The sequence below is a fragment of the Desulfobacteraceae bacterium genome (genome assembly GCA_022340425.1).
Taxonomy (GTDB): Bacteria; Desulfobacterota; Desulfobacteria; order Desulfobacterales; family JAABRJ01; genus JAABRJ01.
The window spans coordinates 1-20,770 of the sequence record JAJDNY010000109.1; the positions used below are offsets into that span (position 1 = coordinate 1).

Consider the following 20,770-nt stretch of genomic DNA (forward strand, 5'->3'; position numbering starts at 1 on the left):
TTTCCACCACCTCCCAGGGGAAGCGCGCCTACTGGTCGATCTCGGCGTCGATGGTACGCAGTTCCTGTTCTCAGAAGGCGCGCACCGTGCGGCGCAGCAACCGATGTTGGGGATTTAGAAACGGCTCGGACATGGGACTCTTTGACAGTTCCGTAAAAAACCCAATTTCCGCGTTGCGCTGCATCTCGAAGTCGCTGCGGCGTACCTTAAGTACGCCTCACTCCTCGAGATTTGCGCGCCTTGAACTTGGCCTTTTTACGAAACTGTCTGGATTTTTTTTAACGGTCCATCAATCTTTGGTAGCACGTTTTAACGGGGGCAGTTCATGAAACCGGCACGCAATGGCTCTTTCGTACCCCTTCCGGGCAAACTTGTAAATAGTCGATGCGGGCCTGCGGACAATGGGGGCGTTGCAGGGAAAAATAGCGGGGAAGGGGGCCTGCCAGTGGTGGCGGCAGGCCCCTGGGAGCCGGATCCGGCAAACTCAGCTCCTCAGGCGCACTTCAAGCAGTTTCAAGGTGGCGCTGCCCACCGCTGAGATGTCGCCCACCACCTGGAGTGGCAGGTTGGTGGCCGGGTCGATGAAGATCGCGATGTTCTTGTGAAGTCCGAGAAATGAAAAATTCTCCGGCTCGTCCAGCTGCGAGGGGAGGGGCTCCGCCGTCAGCGCGATTTTAAGCGCTTTCAGCTCGCCGTTGCGTCGGGTTTGGGTCTGCTGTTTTTTTTCAATATAGTCCACCTTCAGGCTCTGCAGCCCTTGGGGTTGAAGCAGCACGCGGTGAAGCTGCCTTTTCCCGAAAACACACAGCCAAAGAGGCTGGCCGTGCTTCAGGCCTTCGGCGGCGGATACGATGTAGACCAGAGCCAGGCGGTCGGTCACGCCGCTGCAGCCCAGCGCGGCAAGGTCGTGGGAGTAGAAATTTTCGGGGAAAACGGGCCATGTGTCCGGTTCGCCCTGGGCCTCGGCCTTGGTTTGGGGTTCGCGGTTCGTGCGAAAAACACCCGTCTCGGTGAACCGGTAGGTTTTTTCGAAATCCCCTTCCCCCCGCCGGAGTCGGTATCTTCCCAGGGCGGCGGCGTCATCCGGGTTGATCCAGAGCGCGTTGGTGATGTTCACCGGGGCCCGGAAGGCGAAGTCGATCATCATCTGCAGGCCGAGGTGCAGGGTTTGCGGGCCCGAGGCCGCTATCGGCGCGCCCTGGGGGCTTTCCAGGAGCACGGCCTGGGCCTGGGCGGCGGTCAGCGACTGCAGCTGGATGCCGGCGGTCAAATCGACCACCAAACTCTTGGCGCGGAACTGCAGCGCCTCCCACGTCACGCGCTGGGGCTGGAGCCGGTCCTGGGCCCAGGCGCTCCCAGGCAGAGTGCCCCAGACCGGCACCAGCAAAAATACGGCAAAAGTGGTTAGCATCGGCAGGCGTTTCATCGTGTATTCCTCCTGCAAATTTCAAGACGGGATTTGGATCGGGCGGGCAACAGGATTATTACCAATGGTGATACCGATATGCCGTCTGTCAAATCCGCAGGCCGTCCATTTAAAGGCGCGGGCCGCTGAACCGTGATGCACCCTTTGGGCTGAAGGCGACAGGCTTAAGGGCCTCGGCAAGAAATAATGCCACATCTTGCTTGTCTTTTGGCCCGTCACCGGCGTTACATCCGCCGGCACATATCCCGATATGCACCGGCGAATGTGCCTGGGTGACGAACCAAAATCCGGCGCAATATTGTCGAATTATTTATTGCCGCGACCCTAAGGGCGGCGCGGCTATTGCCTCGCACCAAAAAAGCACTAGGTTTATATTGTTTAGCCCTCCAGGGAAATCCGGCGAAGTGCCATATGGCGTGCGCGAGGGCCGGTTTTGGAAAAATCCGTATTTCTGCCGGCCGCGCGCTCTTTGTGACCGTCGCCGTAACCTTTCCAAACCAGCATGCAGATCGGCAGGCACCATGGCCCTCTCACCTGGATACGAGCATGATATCTTTATCAGCTATGCCCATAACGACAACTTTGGGATTGCCGATCGTCCGGGGTGGGTCGATGTGTTTGAAGAGACGATCGACAACTGGCTTCGCAAGCGTAGGGGGATGAAAAATCTTCGCATCTGGCGCGACAAGCGGCGGATGGACGGCAACACCCTCTTCGACGACGCCATCCGCAACGCCATCGACACCTCGGCCCTCTTCCTGGCCCTGACCTCCCGCAACTATCTACTGTCGGACTACTGCCGCAGAGAGCTGCAACGCTTTCACCAGCACCACGGCCGGCATCCGGGCGGGCTGAGAATCGGCGACAGTTCCCGCATTTTCAACATCCTGCTCAACAACATTGCCTTCCGCAACTGGCCGGCTGAATTCCAGGGCACCAGCGGCTTTCCGATGCACGATGCCCGCCTGGAGAACGAAATCGGCGATTTCATTTCCCCACGCGACGACGCCTTTGAGAAAGGGATGCGGCCGATCGTGGATGCGCTCGAAAAAACTTTTGAGCAATTGATCCCCGCTCCCGCTGTTGAAAGCACCGCCCCCGGCGACCGGGTCACGATCTTCGTGGCCGATGTGCCCGAAGCGCTGGAAGATTTCAAGGACCGCATCATCGCCGAGGCGCAGTCCCGCGATGCCCTGATCCGAAGCGACATCCCGCCCCCCATGACGGTCGCCGAACACGAGGCGGCCGTTAGCGGGGTGCTGGCCCAGTCGCGGTTCGCCGTCCACCTGTTGAGCCACTGGCCGGGCAGAAAACTGTCGGACCGCAAGGACCTCACCTTTCCCCGGCAGCAGCACGAGATCGCCTTCAAACACGCGATTCCCCAGCTGGTCTGGGTGCCGGAAGACCTAAACATCGCCGCCATCGAAAACGAGGAGCAGCGCCGCTTTCTGGAAAGCTGTGAAAACCGGCCACGGGTCCTTGGGCAGTATGAGTTTGTTCGCTGCCTGCAAAGCGAGTTCGTGAACCTGGTGGGCGAGCGGATTGCTGGTCTGGCGGCGGATGCCCGGGATGAAAGCCGGAGCCTGAGCTACCTCATCGACACCCACCAGAAGGATCAGCGCTATGCCTTCCGCCTGGCCGATTTTCTGCTGGACAAAGGGGCGGACGTCGATTTCAACCATGAATCTTCCGATCCGTTGGTGAGCTTGGTCAAATTCGAGCAATCGGTCAAGAAGGTCAAAAACCTGGTCCTGATCTGCGGCCAGGTGGGCCCGGCCTGGCTGGTGGGGCGCATCAAAAAGGCCTTCAAGGCCGTCTGCGAGCAATTCGAGACCGAGGAACGGCTGGGTCTTGAGCATATCTGGCTTTTCCTGGCCCCGAGCAGCAGCGGCAAGCCCGATCTGCCCGCCTTTCCCCCCCTGATCAAAATTAATGTCCTGGACAACAGCCGCTCCCCCGAGATCGACCCCCAGGTGACCTCGAAACTTCTCTCGGGCGGGGTCACGCCATGAACGGCGCGGATCAGGCGGCCAACCCGTTTGTCGGTCTGCGACCTTTTGACGGACGCGACAGCCTCTATTACTTCGGCCGCAAAGAGCAGAGCCACGCCCTGTTGCAGCAGCTCTACGCCAACCGCTTCGTGGCGGTGATCGGCAGCTCCGGCTGCGGCAAATCCTCCCTGGTGCGGGCAGGGCTGATCCCCAACCTGGAGGCCGGGTTTCTGGTCCAGGATCGGGACCTGTGGAAGATCGCGATCTTCAAGCCGGGGGACGCGCCGATCTTCAATCTGGCCGCAGCCCTGGCACAGGCCGCCGGGAAGGCCGGCACCCAGGCGGCCCCGGTGGGCTGGAAGCAGACGGTCCAGCGCCGCGGGGGGCATTTTCTTGCCGAGCGGCTGCGGGACGCGCTGGAAGGCCAGGACAGCAACCTGCTGGTGGTGGTGGACCAATTCGAGGAGCTTTTCCGTTTTCAGCGGGCCCGGACGACCCCGGTCCGGGAGGAAGCCGCCAATTTCGTGGCCCTCCTGCTGCACCTGGCCGAGCAGACGGCGGCCCCGGTTTACGTCGTGCTGACGATGCGCTCCGATTTTCTAGGGGAATGCGATGCCTTCCAGGGGTTGCCCGAGGCCATGAACAGAAGTCAGTACCTGGTCCCCCGCCTCACCCGCCAGCAGCGCCGGGAAGCCATTCTGGGGCCCATCCGGCTCGCCGGGGCGGACATCACCCCCCGGCTGATGGACCGGCTGTTGAACGAAAGCCTCGATGGCGGGGACGATCTGCCCGTGTTGCAGCATGCCCTGATGAGGACCTGGAACGCCTGGCGCCAGGCCGGCGGTGTGGGAGCCATCGACCTGGAGCATTACGAGGCCTCCGGCACCCTGCGTCATGCGCTGCGCCGGCATGCCGACGAGGCCCTGGAAAATCTGGATGCCGAAAGCCTGCTGATCGCCAAACGCATGTTCCAGGCCCTTACCGAGACCGATGCCGCCAATCGCCGCATCCGCAGACCGGTGTATGTGAGTCGGATCGCGGCTATCTGCGGTGAATCCGCGACCCCGGAGCGGGTCCTGGCCCTGATCGCGCGCTTCAACGCCGATAACCGCAATTTCCTGGTGCTCTCCGCCCCCAACGCGGCGGGCGAGGTCCTGGTGGACATCTCTCACGAGAGCCTGATTCGGCAGTGGAAAACCCTGACCGACTGGGTGGACGAGGAGGCCGAATCCATCCGGATCTACCGGCGGCTGGCCGAGAGCGCGGAACTCCACGCCGCGGGCAAAGCCGGGCTCTACAAGGAAACCGACCTGCAGGTGGCCCTCGCCTGGCAACGTCAGCAGCGGCCCACTGCGGCGTGGGCCGCCCGCTGCCAGGCCGATTTCCGCCAGGTCATGGACTTTTTGGCGCAAAGCGTCCGCAAGCAGAAGACCAACCGCCATTTCGTCGCTTCCCTGCTGGTCTGCCTCTATGCGTGCCTTTGTTCCTGGATGGTGATCGCCGCCACCGACGACCTGTCCCTTGCCACCAACATCCTCGTCCTGCCGGTCATCGGGACCCAGAGCGCCGCCAGCCTTATCTACACGGTGGCGCCGCTGGTGCTGATCGGTCTGCAGGTCTGGTTCCTGCTTCACCTGCAGCGTCTCCTGCGGATCCTGGCCGCCCAGCCGCGGCCCCAGACCGGGGAAAGCCCCCTCGCGGCGCGTCTGGAGACGCTGGGGTTCCAGGCCCTGGCCTGGGTGACCGTTCCGGCCGCGATGGCCGGCTTCTGGCTGCGCTACCTGCTGCGCCGCGACGCGCCAGTGACCGGCCTGCAGGTGCTGCTGCTGACCTTCTCGATCCTTCTGGCGGCGCTCTGCAGCCGCTTTTCCCGCCCGACCGTTCCAACCGAGCGACGTTCAGGCTGGCGCAGCGGGGCGGTGTGCGCCCTTTTGGCTGCCGTGCTGCTGGGGACGCTTACAATCGGAGCCTTCAAGGGGGCCCCCGAGCCGCGTCCCGGGCGGCGGGTGGACCTACGCGCCTTGATACCCTGGGCCTTTCACCAGCTTGGCTACGATCTCTTTTTCGACCTGCGCGAGCAGCGGGTTTCCAGGCTGCCGCCCGACTACTGGGAAATCCTGGCCGCATCGGACATTCGCAGGGCCGTCAAAGGCGCCTTCCTAAAGAAAGCGGACCTGCGCTATGCCGACATGTACCAGGCGTTTGTCGCCAAGGCCAATCTGAGAAACGCCGACCTGCGCGGCGCCCGGTTGCGGGAGGGCGATTTTCGGGCGGCCGATCTGCGGGGGGCCAACCTGGCCGGCGGGGACTTGCGGCAGGGGGATTTTCGTAAAACCGACTTCCGTGAGGCCCTTTTGACAGCGGTCGATTTCCGCGATGCCGACCTGCAGGACGCCCAGTTGGGGCTGGCCGACCTGCAAGGGGCCAATTTCGAAGACGCCCGCCTGGCGGGGGCGGACCTGCGCTGCGCCGATCTGCGGGGCGTCCGCGAGCTGCATGTCGAGAGCCTCGCCGGCGTGAAAACCCTCTATCGCGCTTCTCTGGACCCCGATCTGCAACAGCAGCTCCAGTCCCGAAACGGCCACCTTTTCATCAAACCGGCCGACACCTGGCACGATATGACGACCCCCAGAAACGTGGGCAAAAAAGACATCTGCGAATAACGCCGCCCCGAAGGGCGCCTTCCCGGACCCGTTGAGGTGTCGCTGATCGTCGCCAGCCTGCCGGCCCGAAACGGCCGTCGCTGCTGCCCGGGGCGAGAACTGGGCCCCGTCGCAGCGGCGATCGTGCGCGACGCTCCGGGATCCCGTAAATCCCAAAACCCAGGCACCGGCTGCCAAATTATTTTTGATTTTTTCCTTGACAAACAAGATTCCCATCTCAAAGATAAGCTTAAACATCCTCATTTTCCTACCATTGGCCTACTAGGCTGCACCGACGTAAGCTATTTTAATTCCATTTTTCGACGAGGTGATTCGCCATGCCGAAACCACCCACGTCCAAGACGCTTTCTTCCCTCAAGGTCGCCGCGCCCGGCCAGGCGACGCCCCGGTTGCAGGCGCATGCTTTCACCCCCGCGGTCCGGCCCACCGCGGGGGTCGTGATCGCCAACCCGCGCTTTCAGGCCGCCGGAATGGGCAAATTCCGTCCTGGGATCATCGCTGTGCCGGGCCTTGGGGGGGAGGGCGCCAGCCGCGACCAGTTGACCGTTCCCATCTCGCCGGCGCCTGAGCCCACCGATACCCTGCTCTTCGAAGACCCCGCCAATCCGGCCAAGAAGTACTACCTGCCCCGCTACCGGCTGCGCGCGCAGGGTGGCCGCTACGAGATCGGGGTCGTCGCCGCCCCCGACGGCACCTGGCGGCTCAGCATCGGCCTGGAGCGCTACCCGGCGCCCCAATTGGGGGCCGGGGTTCAGGGCGCGGCGGAACTGCCCCATGCGGTCGCCGTCTCCCTGCGCTACGGTGCCGGCCCCGCCCACGTCATCGAAAAGACGGTCGATTTCGCGGAACAACGCGAGGACGGTAAAGGCCTGGCGCTGTCGGTCGGCCTCAGTCTGGGGGAGCGCGACGCCGTGTTGTATGCGCTTCAGACCCCGGCCGCCGCACCGCGACTGGTGGTGCGCCGGTCGATCACTGTAGCCGTCAAGATGGCCGATCCGGGAAGGCAACCGCCGCCCCGGGTGCTGGTCCAGGGCCGTAAGGTGGCCGCGCCGGCTGCCGCGCAGCCTGTTCGGGTGGCCCCCAGGCCGATGGCCCTGATGATGGTGCCCAGCCCACAGGTCGTCGCGACCGCCCCCCCGGCCCGGCCGGTGACCCGCTACCGAACTGTCCGGCGGGTGGTGGACGATCTGGCGGACCCGGAGCCGTTTGTGTTCGATCCACGGCTGCATCCCTACCTCTACGAAGGCGCGGCGACGGGCGGTGGTGCTGTCGCGGGGGAATTCCGCCGGATTGTGGTCGCATATCCCCAGGGTTCACCCGACGCCCGCTTCCACGCCTATCTGCAGGACAAAGCCGAACCCTGGCTGTTTTATTACCTGCCGGACCGCTTCAAGCTCTCGCGGCGCGAGGTGGCGCCGTTCCTCCCCCAGATGGTGGTGCGCATCGCCGCCCCGGACGGTGCCATCGAAAACGCCGCGGTCACCGTGGACTATGTGGTCGAACCCTGGCTCAACCTGGGACGCCTGGAGGCCGCTCGCGACGCCTTGAGACGCGAGGTGCCGGCCGGGGCGCGCCAAACCGATCCAGAGCTCCGGCCCCTTCAGGCGCAAGCCTCGCTGAAGCTCTGGCTGCCCGGGCCGGCCGGCGCGGCGCTGGTGGACCAGAAGGACGTGGCCATCGACCTGGCCAACGGCTTCGGGCACAGCCTGACCCTGCCGCTCGACAGTTTTCGTCAAATCTACGCCTCGGCCTACAGCCGCGACGCCACGAGTCTTTTCACAGGCCAGGTGCTGGTGGAAACCGGCCTGTCGACCCCCGAACCGATTCCGGTGGAAATCCGCTTCGCCGACACCCAGGGCGAGTGCCTGGTCTTCTTCGAGCAACCGGCCGACACCGAGGACACCATCGCCGTCAGGATGCAGAACGGCATCGAAAGCCCGCTGCGGATCACTTCGCTACCGGTCCGGGTGCAGAAGGGCGATGCCGCGGTTCCCGCCGTCATCGAGGGTCTGACCTTGGATGCGCCCCTTGAGCTGGCGCCCGGCGCCGAGGTGGCCTTCGTCGTTCGCCTGCAGGGCGCCTTGCCGGGCGAAGGCGATCTCGATGCGGTCTTCGATACCTCCGGGATGGAGATCCTGCCGGACCCGGAAAAGATTTTGCCGCTGATCAGCGACACCTCGGTTCCAGCCGAATACGAACGGCAGATCGAGGTGATGACCATGCCGGAGTTGCTCGGCGACCCGACCGACCCGACATCGATCATTCTGATCAATGTGGAGTTCAAGGGCGGTGCCAGCCTGAAGCTCAGCCGTGAACAGCCTTCCGGGGTGGCCCAGGTGCCGCTGCCGCTGATGGATCTTTTGCTGGGCCGCGACGTGCAGGGCAAATACGGTTTTCGGCAGCAGATCATCCGCCGCAACGGCACCCAGAGTGTGGACCCCGGCTGGCGCGAGGCGGATTTCAGCCTGCTGGTGCTGCCCGCGACGTGAGGGGCGTATGTCGTTGACGGGGATGCCGGACTGGTCCCAACCGCTCTCGGCCGGCGGTGGTGACCTATACTTCGCCCGTGCCGAGCCGCGGCGCGCCTTCGCACCGCCGTTGGGGTTGCGGGTCGCGGCCGAATCCGGCGCAGCGCCGGCCCTGGCGCTGGAGGTGATCCGGCTGAGCGGCGCACAGGGGCCGCAGGTGTTGGGCCTGTTGACCATCCGTTTTACCGGCCACTACGCGCTTGCCGAACGGCAGCGGGACCTTTTCGCCGTCCATCCCGAGGTGAAGCTGGAACCGCTGGTCCTCCGGGAAGGCTTCCTGCGATTCCAGGCCGCTGCGGCGCTGGACATCCCCGACGAGCTGCTGGCGCCGCGACCGCTGGTCTGGACGGGTGGCGGATCCCTGACCTTCGCCGCCCGGCTGGGGCAGGCGGCCACCCTGATGTTGAACGACGCCCTGGTCAACGGCATGGTGGTCGTGACCGCGCTGGCCGAAGTGGCCGCCTGGGGCCTGGCCAGCCGCGCAGCTGCGCAGGCCGAGTTCAACCCAGCCGCGCTGGCCGGGCTGCTGGAGGGTGCGGAGTCCGGCGGCAGACTCACCCAGGCGGCGGTGGCCGCGCGGCTGGCGGCGGTCTCCGACAGCGCCTCATTTTCCCTTATTGGTGCGGCCAACGATGCCGGGCGCATCGCAGCCGCCAACGCCTGTGCCGAACGCTTGATCGGGCGTTACGCAAAACTCGCCCCGGCCGACGACCCGACCTCGGGCGCAGTCTACGTCTTCGAAACGGCTGCGATGGCCGACGGCCTGGTGAACTGGGACCTCTCCGACGAGGTGCTGGTGCCCAGGGGCCTGATCCTGGCGGCGAACCCGCTGGAGGCGGCGCGGCAGGCCGTCGCAAGCGGCTTTAGGCTGACCCGCGAGGCGCCCGTTGTGACCTTTGTCACCGGCCTGCACGTGCTGAGCGTTTTCGCCAATCTGCCGCCCAAAAGGATTGGGGTTTTGATGTTGGGTACCGAAGTGCGGGTGCCGCCCTGTCCGCCCGACCGCCCCCAGACGGTCACCGCCTCGGCCCTGTTCCGGGAGGGCGAAACGTCCAAAAGCATACCCATCCGGCTCTCCGCCAGGGAAACGGTCGCATTCGACTATCACACCTTCACCTTCGTTGTCGGTGCCGGCGGGGCGCAGCGGCTCACCGGCCCGCTGCTGCACCACGAAGGCCGGCTCCTGACCTTGGCGCCGGACAGTTTTCCGGTCCGATTTGTGCTGATCGAAGCGACCCAGGCGCTGCTGTCGGTTGCCGGTCTCAAAATCCGCTGCAGCGGCTTGCGCGATGGGGGGCCGTGGGGTGTCGAAGCCGCCTTGGACCAGGCGGTGAGTACCCTTGCCGTGGCGGTCCCGCGCGACCTGAACGGTGGTGAGCTGAGCGTTGTGGCGACGGGCCGCGACGGGGTGCGCGCACGATCGCTCGCACCGCGGCCCCTTGAAGACTGCTGGCTGGATCTGTCCAGTTTCCCGACCGCGGGCCCGGCCTGCGCCGACATCGTGTGCGATTTCGACGACGAGGCGGGCCTGGCGGCCATCGAATGCGCGCCGGAGGACCGGCTGGACGATCCCGAGGCCGTCGGCCTGGTCCGCCTGACGCCGGCCAACGCCGCCCGCCAGTGGCGCTGGCTGGTTTTGAATCCCCTTCAGGACGGCTTCTGCTGGCGCTGGTTCCGGGACCCGGGCCAACCGCCGGCACCTTGGTCCGGGCCGTTAGATCCCGCCGGCGGCCCGCTCGCCCTCAAGAGCAGTGCCCGGGCCCAATAACCGGGAAGGTGGCCCATGAACCCAATCGAACTCAGCAACGCCCTGGTCATGCCGGACGGGGACTACCCCGACGCTTTCCTTTACGCCCCGAAGGCCCCCGGCATCGCCGCCGGCGCCGATGGTCGGCGGCAGTTCAATCTCCTCACCGCCGGCTCCGTCTCGTTTCTACAGCTCACCGGGCGCTGGGGTCTGGACGCGCAGGAGGTCGCGGCGCTGCGGGGGGAACTGGCCGCCAAGACCGGCCGGGGCGCCGCCAGCCTCAAGTTGCGCCCGCTGCCGGAAACCGTTGGGGGCGCTTCCCTGCTGCTCGCCGACGGGGCGGGCGGGTTCACCGTGCTGCAGCAGAGCAAGTCGTCCGGCGTGCCGCCCTTTCATGCCGCCTTCAACGTCATGCTGGACGCCGAGCGCCTCAAGATTGTCCGGGAGGCCCTGGACGGCAAGCGCGGCCAGCTCATCCTGCGCTATGACATCACCCGCCGGCTGCCGACGGTCAGGTCGACGGTGGAGCGGGTGACCAGGCAGGAGGTCAGCGAGGAGGCCGCAAAGGGCCTTTACAGAAGCGCCAAGTCCGAGCGGGCCGAGAGCCGCACCACCAGCGAAACCTTGGAAGAGATCACGCACCACAGCGCGCAGCTGGATGCAGCAGATTGGAATGCCGCCCGCTAGCGGGGGGCCCATCACCCATCAGCCGGAGGTTTGCCATGTTTCAGATCGACAAGGTTCAGCAGATCGAGGACGTCACCGTGTACGGCGACGACAAAAGCGACTTCACCTTTTACCTGGTGCCGCAGACGCCGCGGTTCCGTCTGGAGAACGGGAGGCCGGTGATCAAGTTCATCAAGTACCGTGAGCTGCGCCGGGAGGGCAACGACCTGTTCGGTGGGGTCTGCGCTTTCGACACCGAGTTCGTCGTGGCGCCCGACAAGCTCCCCGCCGTCAAGGGGGCCTTGCAGAACCAGGTCAACGCTCGCTACCAGCAGCGCGGGCAGCAGCCCCCCCAGATCGTCATCGCTCCGCTGACCTACACCGGCGGCACCGCCAACCTGAACATTGGCGAGGGCGGCACCCTGGTGGAGAAGGTCCGCGGCGCCGGCAAGCCCTCGCTTTACGGCAACAACGTCGCCACCTTCTGGGTGGAGCTGACCAAGGAGGGGGCGACCGTCTTCGAACAGGCCCTGCAGGGCCAGGGCGGCTTCGTTTCGGTGGTCTACGACCTGACGATCTGGGCCAAACTGCCGGCCATCACCGCGCGCGGCTGGTGGCACGCCAGCCAGTTCTACTCCTTCATCCAGGAGATCGACACCGAGGACCATTTCTGGAGCGAGGACTCTTACGAGGAGAGCATCCGCGAGATCATGCGCCGCAACGAGGTGATGGGTACCGAGTTCAGCTTTGTCGGCAACCCGGCCATCTCGGCGGCCGACCAGGTCAAGATCGAGCAGGAGATCCGCGCCACCATCACGCGCCAGCTGGAGGATGCGGTCGAGCGCAACATGCTCAAGGAAATCGAAAAGACCGACCCCGACACCAAGAGCCTCCGCGAGGACCAGGATATCGAGGACATCAAGCGCACGGTGTCCAAGACCCAGGTGGCCGACGTGAACATCTCCTTCAAGGAGAACCAGGTCATCCAGTGGCCGATCGCGCCCCAGGGCCTGCTGCCCAACATCACCACCATGAAGGGCCCGGACGGCAAAACCTTCCTCTGGAAGGATTACGCCCTGGAGGTCGACCTGAACGACCCGTTCTTCCGAACGCTGGAGGTATCGGTCCGGGTCAATGCCGATTTCGCCAACCTGCCGATCTTCAACGTGGAGGCCAAACTCTCCTACCCCTTCGGCCCCGACAAGCCCGTCCAGGAGTATGCCTTCGCCAGTCCGGACGACGTCGGCAAGTTCCGCACCTTCGTCGCCGACGACAACCGCAAATACCGCTATGTTTATCAGGTCAACTACAAGGGCGACAGCCGGGTCTTCACCTCCGAGGAGATCGAGACAGACGACACCCAGCTGACCATCAACGTCGACGACCTGGGCATCCTGGTGGTGGACATCGCCCCCGGCGACATCAACTTCACCCAGGTCAAGCAGGCTCAGTTGGTGGTGCGCTACGAGGATCAGGGCATCGCCCCGATCGAGCGCCAGTTCACCCTGACGCCGGAAAAGAACACCTACCAGATTCGCGAGGTGATCTTCAAACCCCGCGCCCAACCCATCCGTTACAGCGTCAAATACTTCATGACCGACGGGCGCGAGTACGAGGTGTCGGAAAAGCGGCAGGACGCCCCGCAGATCTACATCAACGACCCCTTCTCGGCGATGAAGACCATCGGCCTGCGGGCGGTGGGCGACCTGAATGCCAAGATCCAGTCCATCATGGTGGATCTGGTCTACAAGGACGCCGCCAACAACAACTACACCCAGACCAAGTCCATGGCCCTGTCGAAGGCGACCCCGTTCTTCGACTGGACCTTCCCCGTGATCGACGAGAATGCGGGCGAGGTGAGGTATGCCGGCACCATCCAGTACATGGACGGTACCACCCGGGACATCCCGGAAACCGTCGCGGCGCGGTCCACCATCCAGCTGGGCGACGTGATCGCTGATCGGCTGGAGGTGATGGTCGTCCCCGACCTGATCGATTTCACCGTGGTCAAGCTGGTCAACGTCAGCCTGCGCTACACGGACGCCGCCAACGAGGTGGACGAACGCAAGGACCTGATCTTCAAGGCCGGCGAACAGGCCAAGACCTGGACCGTGGACCTGAAGAACAAGGCCGCCCGGGACTACCAGTGGAGCGCGCGCTTCTTCATGGCCGACGGCACGCGCAGGGAGGTGACCGATCAGCCCGGCCAGGGCGAGACGGTCATCCTCGAGCTTCCCGCCTGATCACGCCCGTCCAAGGAGGACCGCCATGATTCTGCTCGACAGCAAGCAACTGGAATTTGACGGCATCACCGTTTTCCCCGACCATGCGGACCCGATGCAGTACTACTACCTGCCGCTGATGCCCCACCTGACCACCATCAAGGACCCGACCGCGGGCAACGCGGAGGTGCCCCAGTTCTCGCTCATCCGCTTTCGCGGACGGGCGGGCACCGGCGGTTTCCTGAACTTCGACGTCAATATCGGCGCCGGCGGCGACCGGCTGGAGGAACTGCGGCGCCAGATCCAGGACCAGGAGCGGCTCCGCGATCTGCCGCGCCTGGCGCCGGTGACCACGGTCAGCGGCACGGTCCGGCTGCTGATGCTGGGCCATCAGTCGGGGGATGCGGCGGCGGCCGCCACCGGGGAGGAGGCCGACCCCCAGTTCGTCCTCAAGATGGACCACAGCGCGACGCCCTCGCTCTATGGCAACAACCAGGCGGCCTTCTCCATTCGGCTGGACGCGGCCGGGGTCACCGTCATCGAAAAGTCGCTTGAAGGCGAGATCCTGCCCATCGCGGTGGTCTACTCGCTGAACTATCTGGGCCTGCGCCCGGCCTACGCGGTGCGTCTCAACATCGACTGGAACCGGGTGCAGCATCACATGGACGAGACCTATTCGGGCGGGTTCCTGTTCTCGTCGGTGGACATATCGAACTCGGTCGACGAACTGGTGGAAAACCGCGCCATCGTCCTCGAGGCGGACACCTTCGTCACCGAGGACGAGGAGAACAAGAGCATCACCGAGCGGCGCGACGCGGCCCTCAACCAGGTGCGGGCGATGATCACCGAAGCCTTCTTCCAACCGACCCTGCCGCCCATCGAGCCGGGCAAGGAGGAAGAATGGTCCAAGGCCCTGCGGATCGCCGCCGGGGTGGCGGGGGCCATCGCCGGCGGGCCGGGCGCCATGGTGGCGTCCTCCACCTTCTTTTCCTACTCCAAGAACACCTACGAGCGCACCGACCGCAAGGCGCTGAACGTCAACTTCTCCGAGCGGGTCACCGTCCAGCGCGCGATCCACCCCCAGGGGCACCTGGCCGGCATGTTCCGATTGCTGCGCGACACGCCCCTGCCGCGCAGCCGCTTCATCACCGATGTGGACCTGGACGATCCGTGGTTCGAAAAGCGGCGCCTGAATGTTGTCAGCCGCGCCGATTTCGATGTTGACGCCATCGGCTCGATCAACGTGCAGGCCAAATACGGCGCCGAACCGAAAAACCTGCTGCTCGGCAAGACCCAGCCATCCGGCAGCTTCGAGTGGATGAGCGTCCTCGACGAGGGGGCCATGCGCCGCCCGGTGCAACTGCAGTACGAGGTCAATTTCGCCGGCGTCGACACCACCGAGCGGCCGCGACAGGTGGTTTCAGACCCCTTCGAGGTCGAGGTCGAGAACCTCGAGATCGACCCGCGGGAGCTCTATGCCGTCGCGGCCGTGCCGATTGTCGCCATCAATTTCCCCTGGGATGTCTATCCCATGGTCGAGGCGCACGTCCGTTACCGGGATGAGGCCAACGGCCTGGATGAAAGCGAGATCTACCAGCTCACCCGGGACAAGCAGGACGCCACCTGGCGCATTTTCATCCTGGATTCCCGCAAACGCGACTTTGCCTACCGCCTGATCTACCGGGCCGCCGACCATCGGGACCTGGACACCGGCTGGAAGACCACCGACGAGGAGCAGGTCGCCATCCGAGACCCGTTTCCGCGCAAACGCACCCTCGACGTGGTCCCCAACGTCGACTGGAACCAGGTGGACCAGGTCTTTGTCGACCTGCGCTACGAGGACAAGGCCAACGACATCCTCGAGGAAAACTCGTTTGCCTTCAGCCTGGGGAGCACCCCGCAGAAATTCGTGGTGGACGTGGTGGATCCCGAGCTGAAACAGGTGTTCTTCAAGACCACCTTTCTCTTCAAGGACGGCCGCATGGTCGAGGTGCCGGAATCGGTCACCCTGGAGCGGCGCATTATCGTGCGCCCCGACATGAAGGGGCGCCGCATCATCGAGTTGCGCCCGCCGGCCGATTTCGTGGCCCGCCAACTGAAGCGTGCCACGGCCGAAATCCGCTACGAGGATTTCGTGGCGGGTCTGTCCTTCACCGACAGCTTCGTGTTCGAGGATGCCAGCGCACGCGGCTTCTTCGAGTTCGACTATGTGGACGCGACGCGGGACCGGTATGAAGCCCGCGCCACATTCCTGTTCGAAAGCGGTCTAGGGCTGGCCACCGACTGGACGGCCTCGGAAGCCGCCGTGTGGCAGCTCAAGATCCCCTGACCGCAGGACCTTTAAACGCCGGGAGATCAGTCATGCTCAGTTTCGATAAGCCACTGTCCATCGATGGTGTCGCCGTGTTTCGCGACCATGCCGACCCCAACCAGTTCTGGTATCTGCCCGGCCCGGTCAAGTTGGCCCGGCGCCCGGACAGCAACCGGGCGGCCTTCAGTTTCATCAAATACAAGCCTGCCGTGGCCGGCGCGGGGATCAAGGGCGGGGGTTTCGCCATGTTCGAAACCACCCTGAAACTCTCCCAAAGCCAGGAAAACCGGATTCGTGGGACATTGCTGACCGAACCGGGGGTCACCCAGCCGCGGTTGTCCCCGGTGATCTTCGAATCCGGTGCGGTGCAGTGCATCGCGCTCAACCTGCAAGGCGCTGGTGGCACGGCGGCCGTGGAGCCGCCCCCGGGGGCATTCAATGCGGTGCAGGACATCCTGGGGGCATCGACGCCGTCCATGGATGCCGAAAACCGGGCAGCCTTCAGCCTGACCCTCTCTCAGGAGGGGGCCACCATCCTGGAGCAGGCATTTGAAAGCGGTCTGGCCCCCATCGGTGTGCTCTACAGCTTTACCTACAGCGGCATGCGCCCCGCCCTGGAGGTGGAGATCACCGCCGACCTGGAAATGATCTTCAACCATTTCAGCGCCAGCCTGGAGGCCCAGTACCAATGGGTTCGCGCCGGCATCGACGCCGCCTTCGAGAGCCTGAAACAGACCGGGGCGATCAAGATCAAGGTCATCAATTTCACCGGCGAGGAGGACGAGAAGACCCAGGAAGACTGGGCGCTGGCCTTTTTCAAGGACGAACTGCTGTCGAAGTGGTTCGAACCGACCTTCACCCCCGGCCAGCTGGCCACACCCACGGCTCAGGCCGATCCGCTGGCCGAGGTCGCCAAATTCACCCGTGAAACCCTGCGCGGTGAAAAACCGGCGGGCTCGGGCAGCGGCACCAGTGGCACCAGTGGCACCAGTGGCACCAGTGGCACCAGCGGCACCAGCGGCACCAGTGGCACCAGCGGCACCGGCGGCACCGGCGGCACCGGCGGCACCGGCGGCACCAGCGGCACCAGCGGTGGAAGTGGCGGCGCGGGCGGGGGGAGCAGTGGTGGCCAGGCCGTGCGGCAGCCGGCGACCTTGACGGCGACCAGCACGGCGCCACTGCCGGCGGGGCGCAGCGTCAGCCATGCCCCGGCCGCAACCGGCACCCGCGAAACTGTCACGGTGACCGGCGCCGGCGCGGTGGTCAAGGCGGGCGAGGCCGTTCAGTCATTGGATGCCCAGGGCCGGTTCACCGTCGATGTCCCGCCCGAGGGCTCGGTTAACATCGAGGTCGATTGGCCGGCCGCCACCCGGGAGGAGACCTTCCACCTTTTCTTCGACTTCGATAAACCGGATCAAGCGGGCTGGAGTACCCACCCGCCCAGCGCCCAATACCGGGCCTATGTGGAGAACACCACCACCGACTCCCGCTACCGCCGTGCCAGCGGCATCGCCCAGGGCGACGGCGCCACCTGGACGGGTGCCGAAGAGGGTAGAGACCGGCTGAACCGCTGGCTCTCCACCCTTGCCAGCCCCCGGACGGTGGAGGTGGATGCCCACGCCAGCTTCGAAACCCAGGCCCAGCCCGGCAGCGGCAGCACCCCGTTGACCGGCGACCAGCAGCGCGATTACAACATGCGCCTGTCCATGCGCCGCCGTGACGTGGCAGTGTCGCTGATCGCCCGGGCAGGGGAGGTCTCGCTGTCGACGCCGGCGCGTTCCCACGGCGACCGGGAGGCGCGCGGCACGCCGGGCAACCCGGCGACCGGCGACCCCAACGACCGGGTGGTCAAGATCAAGGGAAGGGTCACCGGCGGTCAGACGTCGTCCTATCGGGGCACCCTGTCCCGTCCGAGGTCCGTGCCCCAACCGCAGCCGCAACCCCAGCCGCAACCCCAGCCGCAACCGCAGCCGCAACCGCAGCCGCAACCGCAGCCCAAGCCGCAGCAGCCGGCGCCCAGCACCATGCCGGGGGTGGTCAGCCTGCAGCTGAAATTCGTCCGGCAAGAGGAACGCAAGAAAATGACATTTTACTACAATCGGGCCGAGGCCACCCGCCGCACCTATGCCCCGCAGGGGTTCTTCGGCCTGCTGCTCGGCGAACTGGCCGACAAGGAGAGCTATTTCACCGCGGTCGATCTGGACGATCCCTTCTTCCGCGAGTTCAAGGTGATGGCCGAAGCGCCCATCGACTTCGAGCGCATCGGGCTTTCCTCGGCCCAGGTCGCGCTGGACTACGGCGATCCGGCCAATCCCCAGGAACACAAGCACGGCGACTTCGTCTTCCGCAGCGACGACAAGGGACCGAAGGAGTTCGCCGTGTTCCTCAACGCCAGCCACGACGTGGACTATCAACAACAGCAGCAGTTTCATTTCAGCCCCGATTCCGGTTGGGACGCGGACCGTTTCAGCCTCGAACTGCCGGCGGTGCGCACCGCCGACCGGACCCTGTTCGTCAACCCCCACGAGGTGCTCGATTTTCTGGAGATCTCGGTCACCCCCGGCGATATCGATGCCGGCATCGTGGCCTCCACCGATGTCACCTTGCAGGCCGTGGGTCCCGGCGGGTTCAACATGAAGAAATCCTTTGTGGTCCTGCCGGACGCGCCCGCTCAGGTCTGGAAGCTGCGGGCGCCCAAAACGGTGGCGCCGGAAACCCGGACCTTAACCGCCGCCTTCAGGCATCACCTCAAGGACGGCACCCAGCGCGACGTGCCGTCGGTGGAGCTGACCGCCGCCGCGTTGGTGGTCAATGACCCCTTCGACAACGCCCTGAATATCGAATTCGTTCCGCTCTTCGATGCCGCGGCGGTCCGCCAGGTCTTTATCGACGTGGAGTACCAGGACCCGGCGAACAATTACAACCGCACCGAACGCATCGAAATCGGAGGCGACCGGACCGAGAACGTGAAGCTGCGGCTGGCCCTGCTGGACCCCGGGCAGCGGCAGTTTCGCTTCCGCTTCACCGTGGTGGGCACCAATGGTGAATTCCGGCGCCTGGCTTGGCAGACCTCCGATGAGGAGGTGGTCCCGATTCAGCTATGACCCTGGCGGCCCGCATCGCCCCGGAGGCGACCCGGCTGGACCGGGCGTTTGCCCGGCTGCGGCCGCTGGCGCCCGATACCGTGCGGCGCGCGGCCCGGGGACTTGGCGCGGCGATGAAGGGGCTGCGCCGATCCTGTTGGCCGGAAATCGCCTGGCGGGCCAGCGGTCTCACCAACACCGGCTATCCGGTGGAATTGTCGTGGTCCTCGCGGGATGCCGCCCTGCGCTGGACGGCCGAGGTCGCCGGCCCGGAAATGCCCGAAGCCGCGCGGCTGAATGCGGCCGTCGGCGTTCTGGCTGGTATGGGTGTCGAGATCAACCTGCCCGACTGGCTGGCACCGCATTCGGGGCGGCGGCTGCGTTTCGGGGCTTGGATCGGCGGCCGCCATGACGCTGCGCACGACCGCTACAAGCTCTACATCGATATGGCCGGCGCCGATCTGCCCGCCGACCTGGTGCAGTCGTTGAACCACTGGGCCGTTCCGGCGCGCACCCTCTGGCGCATGGCCGGCCTGGATGCGGCCGGCGGCGGAATGGAGCTTTACGGGCGGTTGCATCGACCGGAGATCTGGGAGGTGGAACGGTTGCTGAGCCGCTGCGGGGGCGACGCGTCGGCTGTGATCGATCTCGCCGCCGTCCTGTCGGGGGTCTCGGGCAGCGAGTATCTGCTGCCGGGTACGGCCGGACTCAGCCTGGCGACCATGATCGACGGCCGGCATGTCGTCAGCTTTTTCGTCCAGTCGGGGCCCCTGATCGGCGGGGATGCCACGATTGCCCGCAAGATCCGGAGGCTGGCCCAGCGGCATGGTTGGGACACGGCGCTCTATGAGGCGCTGCTGGGCGATGAGGCGCCGGGCCGGCCGGGGCGGCATGGCATCATCGGCTTCGGCGCCGCCGCGGAGGGCGTGCCATGGATGCAGGTCGGCCTTCGGCCGTGACCCCGTATCCCGGCCTATTTGTCAGCCACGTCACCGGCCCCGGATGGGGCGCCGACGACTACAACGGTTTTGCCACCGCCCAGGTGTTGCGCGCGCTGGGGCCACCGGCGCATGCGGTGCTGGGCGCCGCCTGCCATGAGGCCGCGCTAAAGGGTCTGCTGGCCTGCCGCAACCCGGCCACCGGGGGCTTCCGCTTCTGGCCCATGGGTCGCCGGCCGACCTGGGTGCCCGACCTGCCCGACGACGCGGACGACACGGCCCTGATGGGGCTGGCGCTTTATGCGGCCGACCGGATGTCGCTATCGGACCTGCGCCGCACGGCCTGCCGTACGGTCGTCTGCCATCGCCTTGCGGCGACGGCCCAGCCGGGGCCGCCTTGGCCGCGGGTGGGCGCCTTCAAGACCTGGATGCGGCCCGGCCTTGCGCCCGCCATGGCCGACTGCACGGTCAACGTCAATGTGGTGGCCCTGCTGGCCACGGCAGGTTTGCGTGCTGTCCCGGGGTATGCCCAGGCCTGCGCCATGATCGCTGATGCCGTCGCCTGGGCCGGTGCGAGCCCAGCCCGGGCCGTCAGCCTGTCCCCATTTTACCCCGAACCGGGCGAGCTGGTCCTGGCGCTGGAATCCGCGGTGGCGGCGGGCGCCCGGGAACTCGACGCCACCCTGACGGAGGTGGAAAATTCCCCGATGTGGCAGAACCTCCGGCGGCGGTCGTGCCGTGAGGACCCGGTGATCTGCGGCAGCGCCTATGGGCTCCTGCGCTGGAATTGCCGGCATGTCGGCTGGGCCAGAGGCGTCGCCGGCATCTGAGCCGCCACGCCGTCTTTGGATTGGGCAAGGGGCGCCTGTCAGAAGCAAGGGGTCGGAGTTCAGCGACCAATCGAAAATTGAAATTTTGCGAAACCGCCATTGAAAAATTGGTACTTCCTGACCGGGAGGCAGCAGGCTGGCACCAAATCCTAAACGGCTGCTTGTCGCCGCTGCACGAGCAGCGGGTTAGAGGTCTGTTTAACGGTCAAACCGTTTAAAATTTAACGCACTGATTTTGCTTTAAAAGATTGCTTCCGCACTCCAGATCAGAAACCTGAGGTCAATCCTGATAGGATATCCTTTCCCTTTTTAAACCCATCCCTCCGGACGACACTTTATTTTAATCCCTGGTCTGTTTTGTGCTT

11 protein-coding genes are annotated in these 20,770 nt (G+C 65.2%); 10 read left to right on the forward strand and 1 reads right to left on the reverse strand.

Translation table 11 applies throughout. The annotated features are described in order from the left end of the window. Window positions 1–484: 484 nt before the first annotated feature. Window positions 485–1,426, reverse strand: a complete 942-nt coding sequence (locus tag LJE63_09665; GenBank protein ID MCG6906879.1) for a hypothetical protein — start codon at window positions 1,424–1,426, stop codon at window positions 485–487. 521 nt (window positions 1,427–1,947) lie between these two features. Between LJE63_09665 and LJE63_09670 the strand changes: the two genes are divergently transcribed. From LJE63_09670 to LJE63_09715, 10 genes are all read left to right on the forward strand, one after another. Beyond that, window positions 1,948–3,438: a toll/interleukin-1 receptor domain-containing protein gene (locus LJE63_09670; GenBank protein MCG6906880.1), complete on the forward strand. Its 1,491-nt coding sequence runs from the start codon at window positions 1,948–1,950 to the stop codon at window positions 3,436–3,438. Continuing rightward, window positions 3,435–6,080: a pentapeptide repeat-containing protein gene (locus LJE63_09675; protein ID MCG6906881.1), complete on the forward strand. Its 2,646-nt coding sequence runs from the start codon at window positions 3,435–3,437 to the stop codon at window positions 6,078–6,080. The genes LJE63_09670 and LJE63_09675 overlap by 4 nt, the downstream gene beginning before the upstream one ends. A gap of 317 nt (window positions 6,081–6,397) precedes the next feature. Further along, the gene (locus LJE63_09680) at window positions 6,398–8,569 is read left to right on the forward strand and encodes a hypothetical protein (protein ID MCG6906882.1); all 2,172 of its coding nucleotides are present in this window, start codon (window positions 6,398–6,400) and stop codon (window positions 8,567–8,569) included. A 7-nt stretch (window positions 8,570–8,576) separates the two neighbouring features. Continuing rightward, window positions 8,577–10,376 carry a hypothetical protein gene (locus tag LJE63_09685; protein MCG6906883.1) on the forward strand — a complete coding sequence of 600 codons (1,800 nt, stop codon included), beginning with the start codon at window positions 8,577–8,579 and terminating at the stop codon, window positions 10,374–10,376. 15 nt (window positions 10,377–10,391) lie between these two features. After that, the gene (locus LJE63_09690; protein MCG6906884.1) at window positions 10,392–11,042 is read left to right on the forward strand and encodes a hypothetical protein; all 651 of its coding nucleotides are present in this window, start codon (window positions 10,392–10,394) and stop codon (window positions 11,040–11,042) included. Window positions 11,043–11,077: 35 nt separating this feature from the next. Next, window positions 11,078–13,264: a hypothetical protein gene (locus LJE63_09695; GenBank protein ID MCG6906885.1), complete on the forward strand. Its 2,187-nt coding sequence runs from the start codon at window positions 11,078–11,080 to the stop codon at window positions 13,262–13,264. A gap of 25 nt (window positions 13,265–13,289) precedes the next feature. Next, entirely contained in the window at window positions 13,290–15,572 is a 2,283-nt protein-coding gene (locus tag LJE63_09700) for a hypothetical protein (GenBank protein ID MCG6906886.1), read from the forward strand. Between the two features lie 32 nt (window positions 15,573–15,604). Next, window positions 15,605–18,658 (forward strand): hypothetical protein, encoded by a 3,054-nt coding sequence (locus tag LJE63_09705; protein MCG6906887.1) that lies wholly within the window; start codon window positions 15,605–15,607, stop codon window positions 18,656–18,658. After that, window positions 18,655–19,596, forward strand: a complete 942-nt coding sequence (locus LJE63_09710; GenBank protein MCG6906888.1) for a hypothetical protein — start codon at window positions 18,655–18,657, stop codon at window positions 19,594–19,596. Before LJE63_09705 ends, LJE63_09710 begins: the two co-directional genes overlap by 4 nt. Then, entirely contained in the window at window positions 19,569–20,405 is an 837-nt protein-coding gene (locus LJE63_09715) for a hypothetical protein (protein ID MCG6906889.1), read from the forward strand. The genes LJE63_09710 and LJE63_09715 overlap by 28 nt, the downstream gene beginning before the upstream one ends. Window positions 20,406–20,770 lie beyond the last annotated feature (365 nt).

Coding starts and splice junctions, on each gene's coding strand:
- LJE63_09685 (MCG6906883.1), top strand. CDS start 8,577: ATGTCGTTGACGGGGATGCCGGACTGGTCCCAACCGCTCTCGGCCGGC.
- LJE63_09715 (MCG6906889.1), top strand. CDS start 19,569: ATGGATGCAGGTCGGCCTTCGGCCGTGACCCCGTATCCCGGCCTATTT.
- LJE63_09675 (MCG6906881.1), top strand. CDS start 3,435: ATGAACGGCGCGGATCAGGCGGCCAACCCGTTTGTCGGTCTGCGACCT.
- LJE63_09695 (MCG6906885.1), top strand. CDS start 11,078: ATGTTTCAGATCGACAAGGTTCAGCAGATCGAGGACGTCACCGTGTAC.
- LJE63_09680 (MCG6906882.1), top strand. CDS start 6,398: ATGCCGAAACCACCCACGTCCAAGACGCTTTCTTCCCTCAAGGTCGCC.
- LJE63_09670 (MCG6906880.1), top strand. CDS start 1,948: ATGGCCCTCTCACCTGGATACGAGCATGATATCTTTATCAGCTATGCC.
- LJE63_09710 (MCG6906888.1), top strand. CDS start 18,655: ATGACCCTGGCGGCCCGCATCGCCCCGGAGGCGACCCGGCTGGACCGG.
- LJE63_09690 (MCG6906884.1), top strand. CDS start 10,392: ATGAACCCAATCGAACTCAGCAACGCCCTGGTCATGCCGGACGGGGAC.
- LJE63_09700 (MCG6906886.1), top strand. CDS start 13,290: ATGATTCTGCTCGACAGCAAGCAACTGGAATTTGACGGCATCACCGTT.
- LJE63_09665 (MCG6906879.1), bottom strand. CDS start 1,426: ATGAAACGCCTGCCGATGCTAACCACTTTTGCCGTATTTTTGCTGGTG.
- LJE63_09705 (MCG6906887.1), top strand. CDS start 15,605: ATGCTCAGTTTCGATAAGCCACTGTCCATCGATGGTGTCGCCGTGTTT.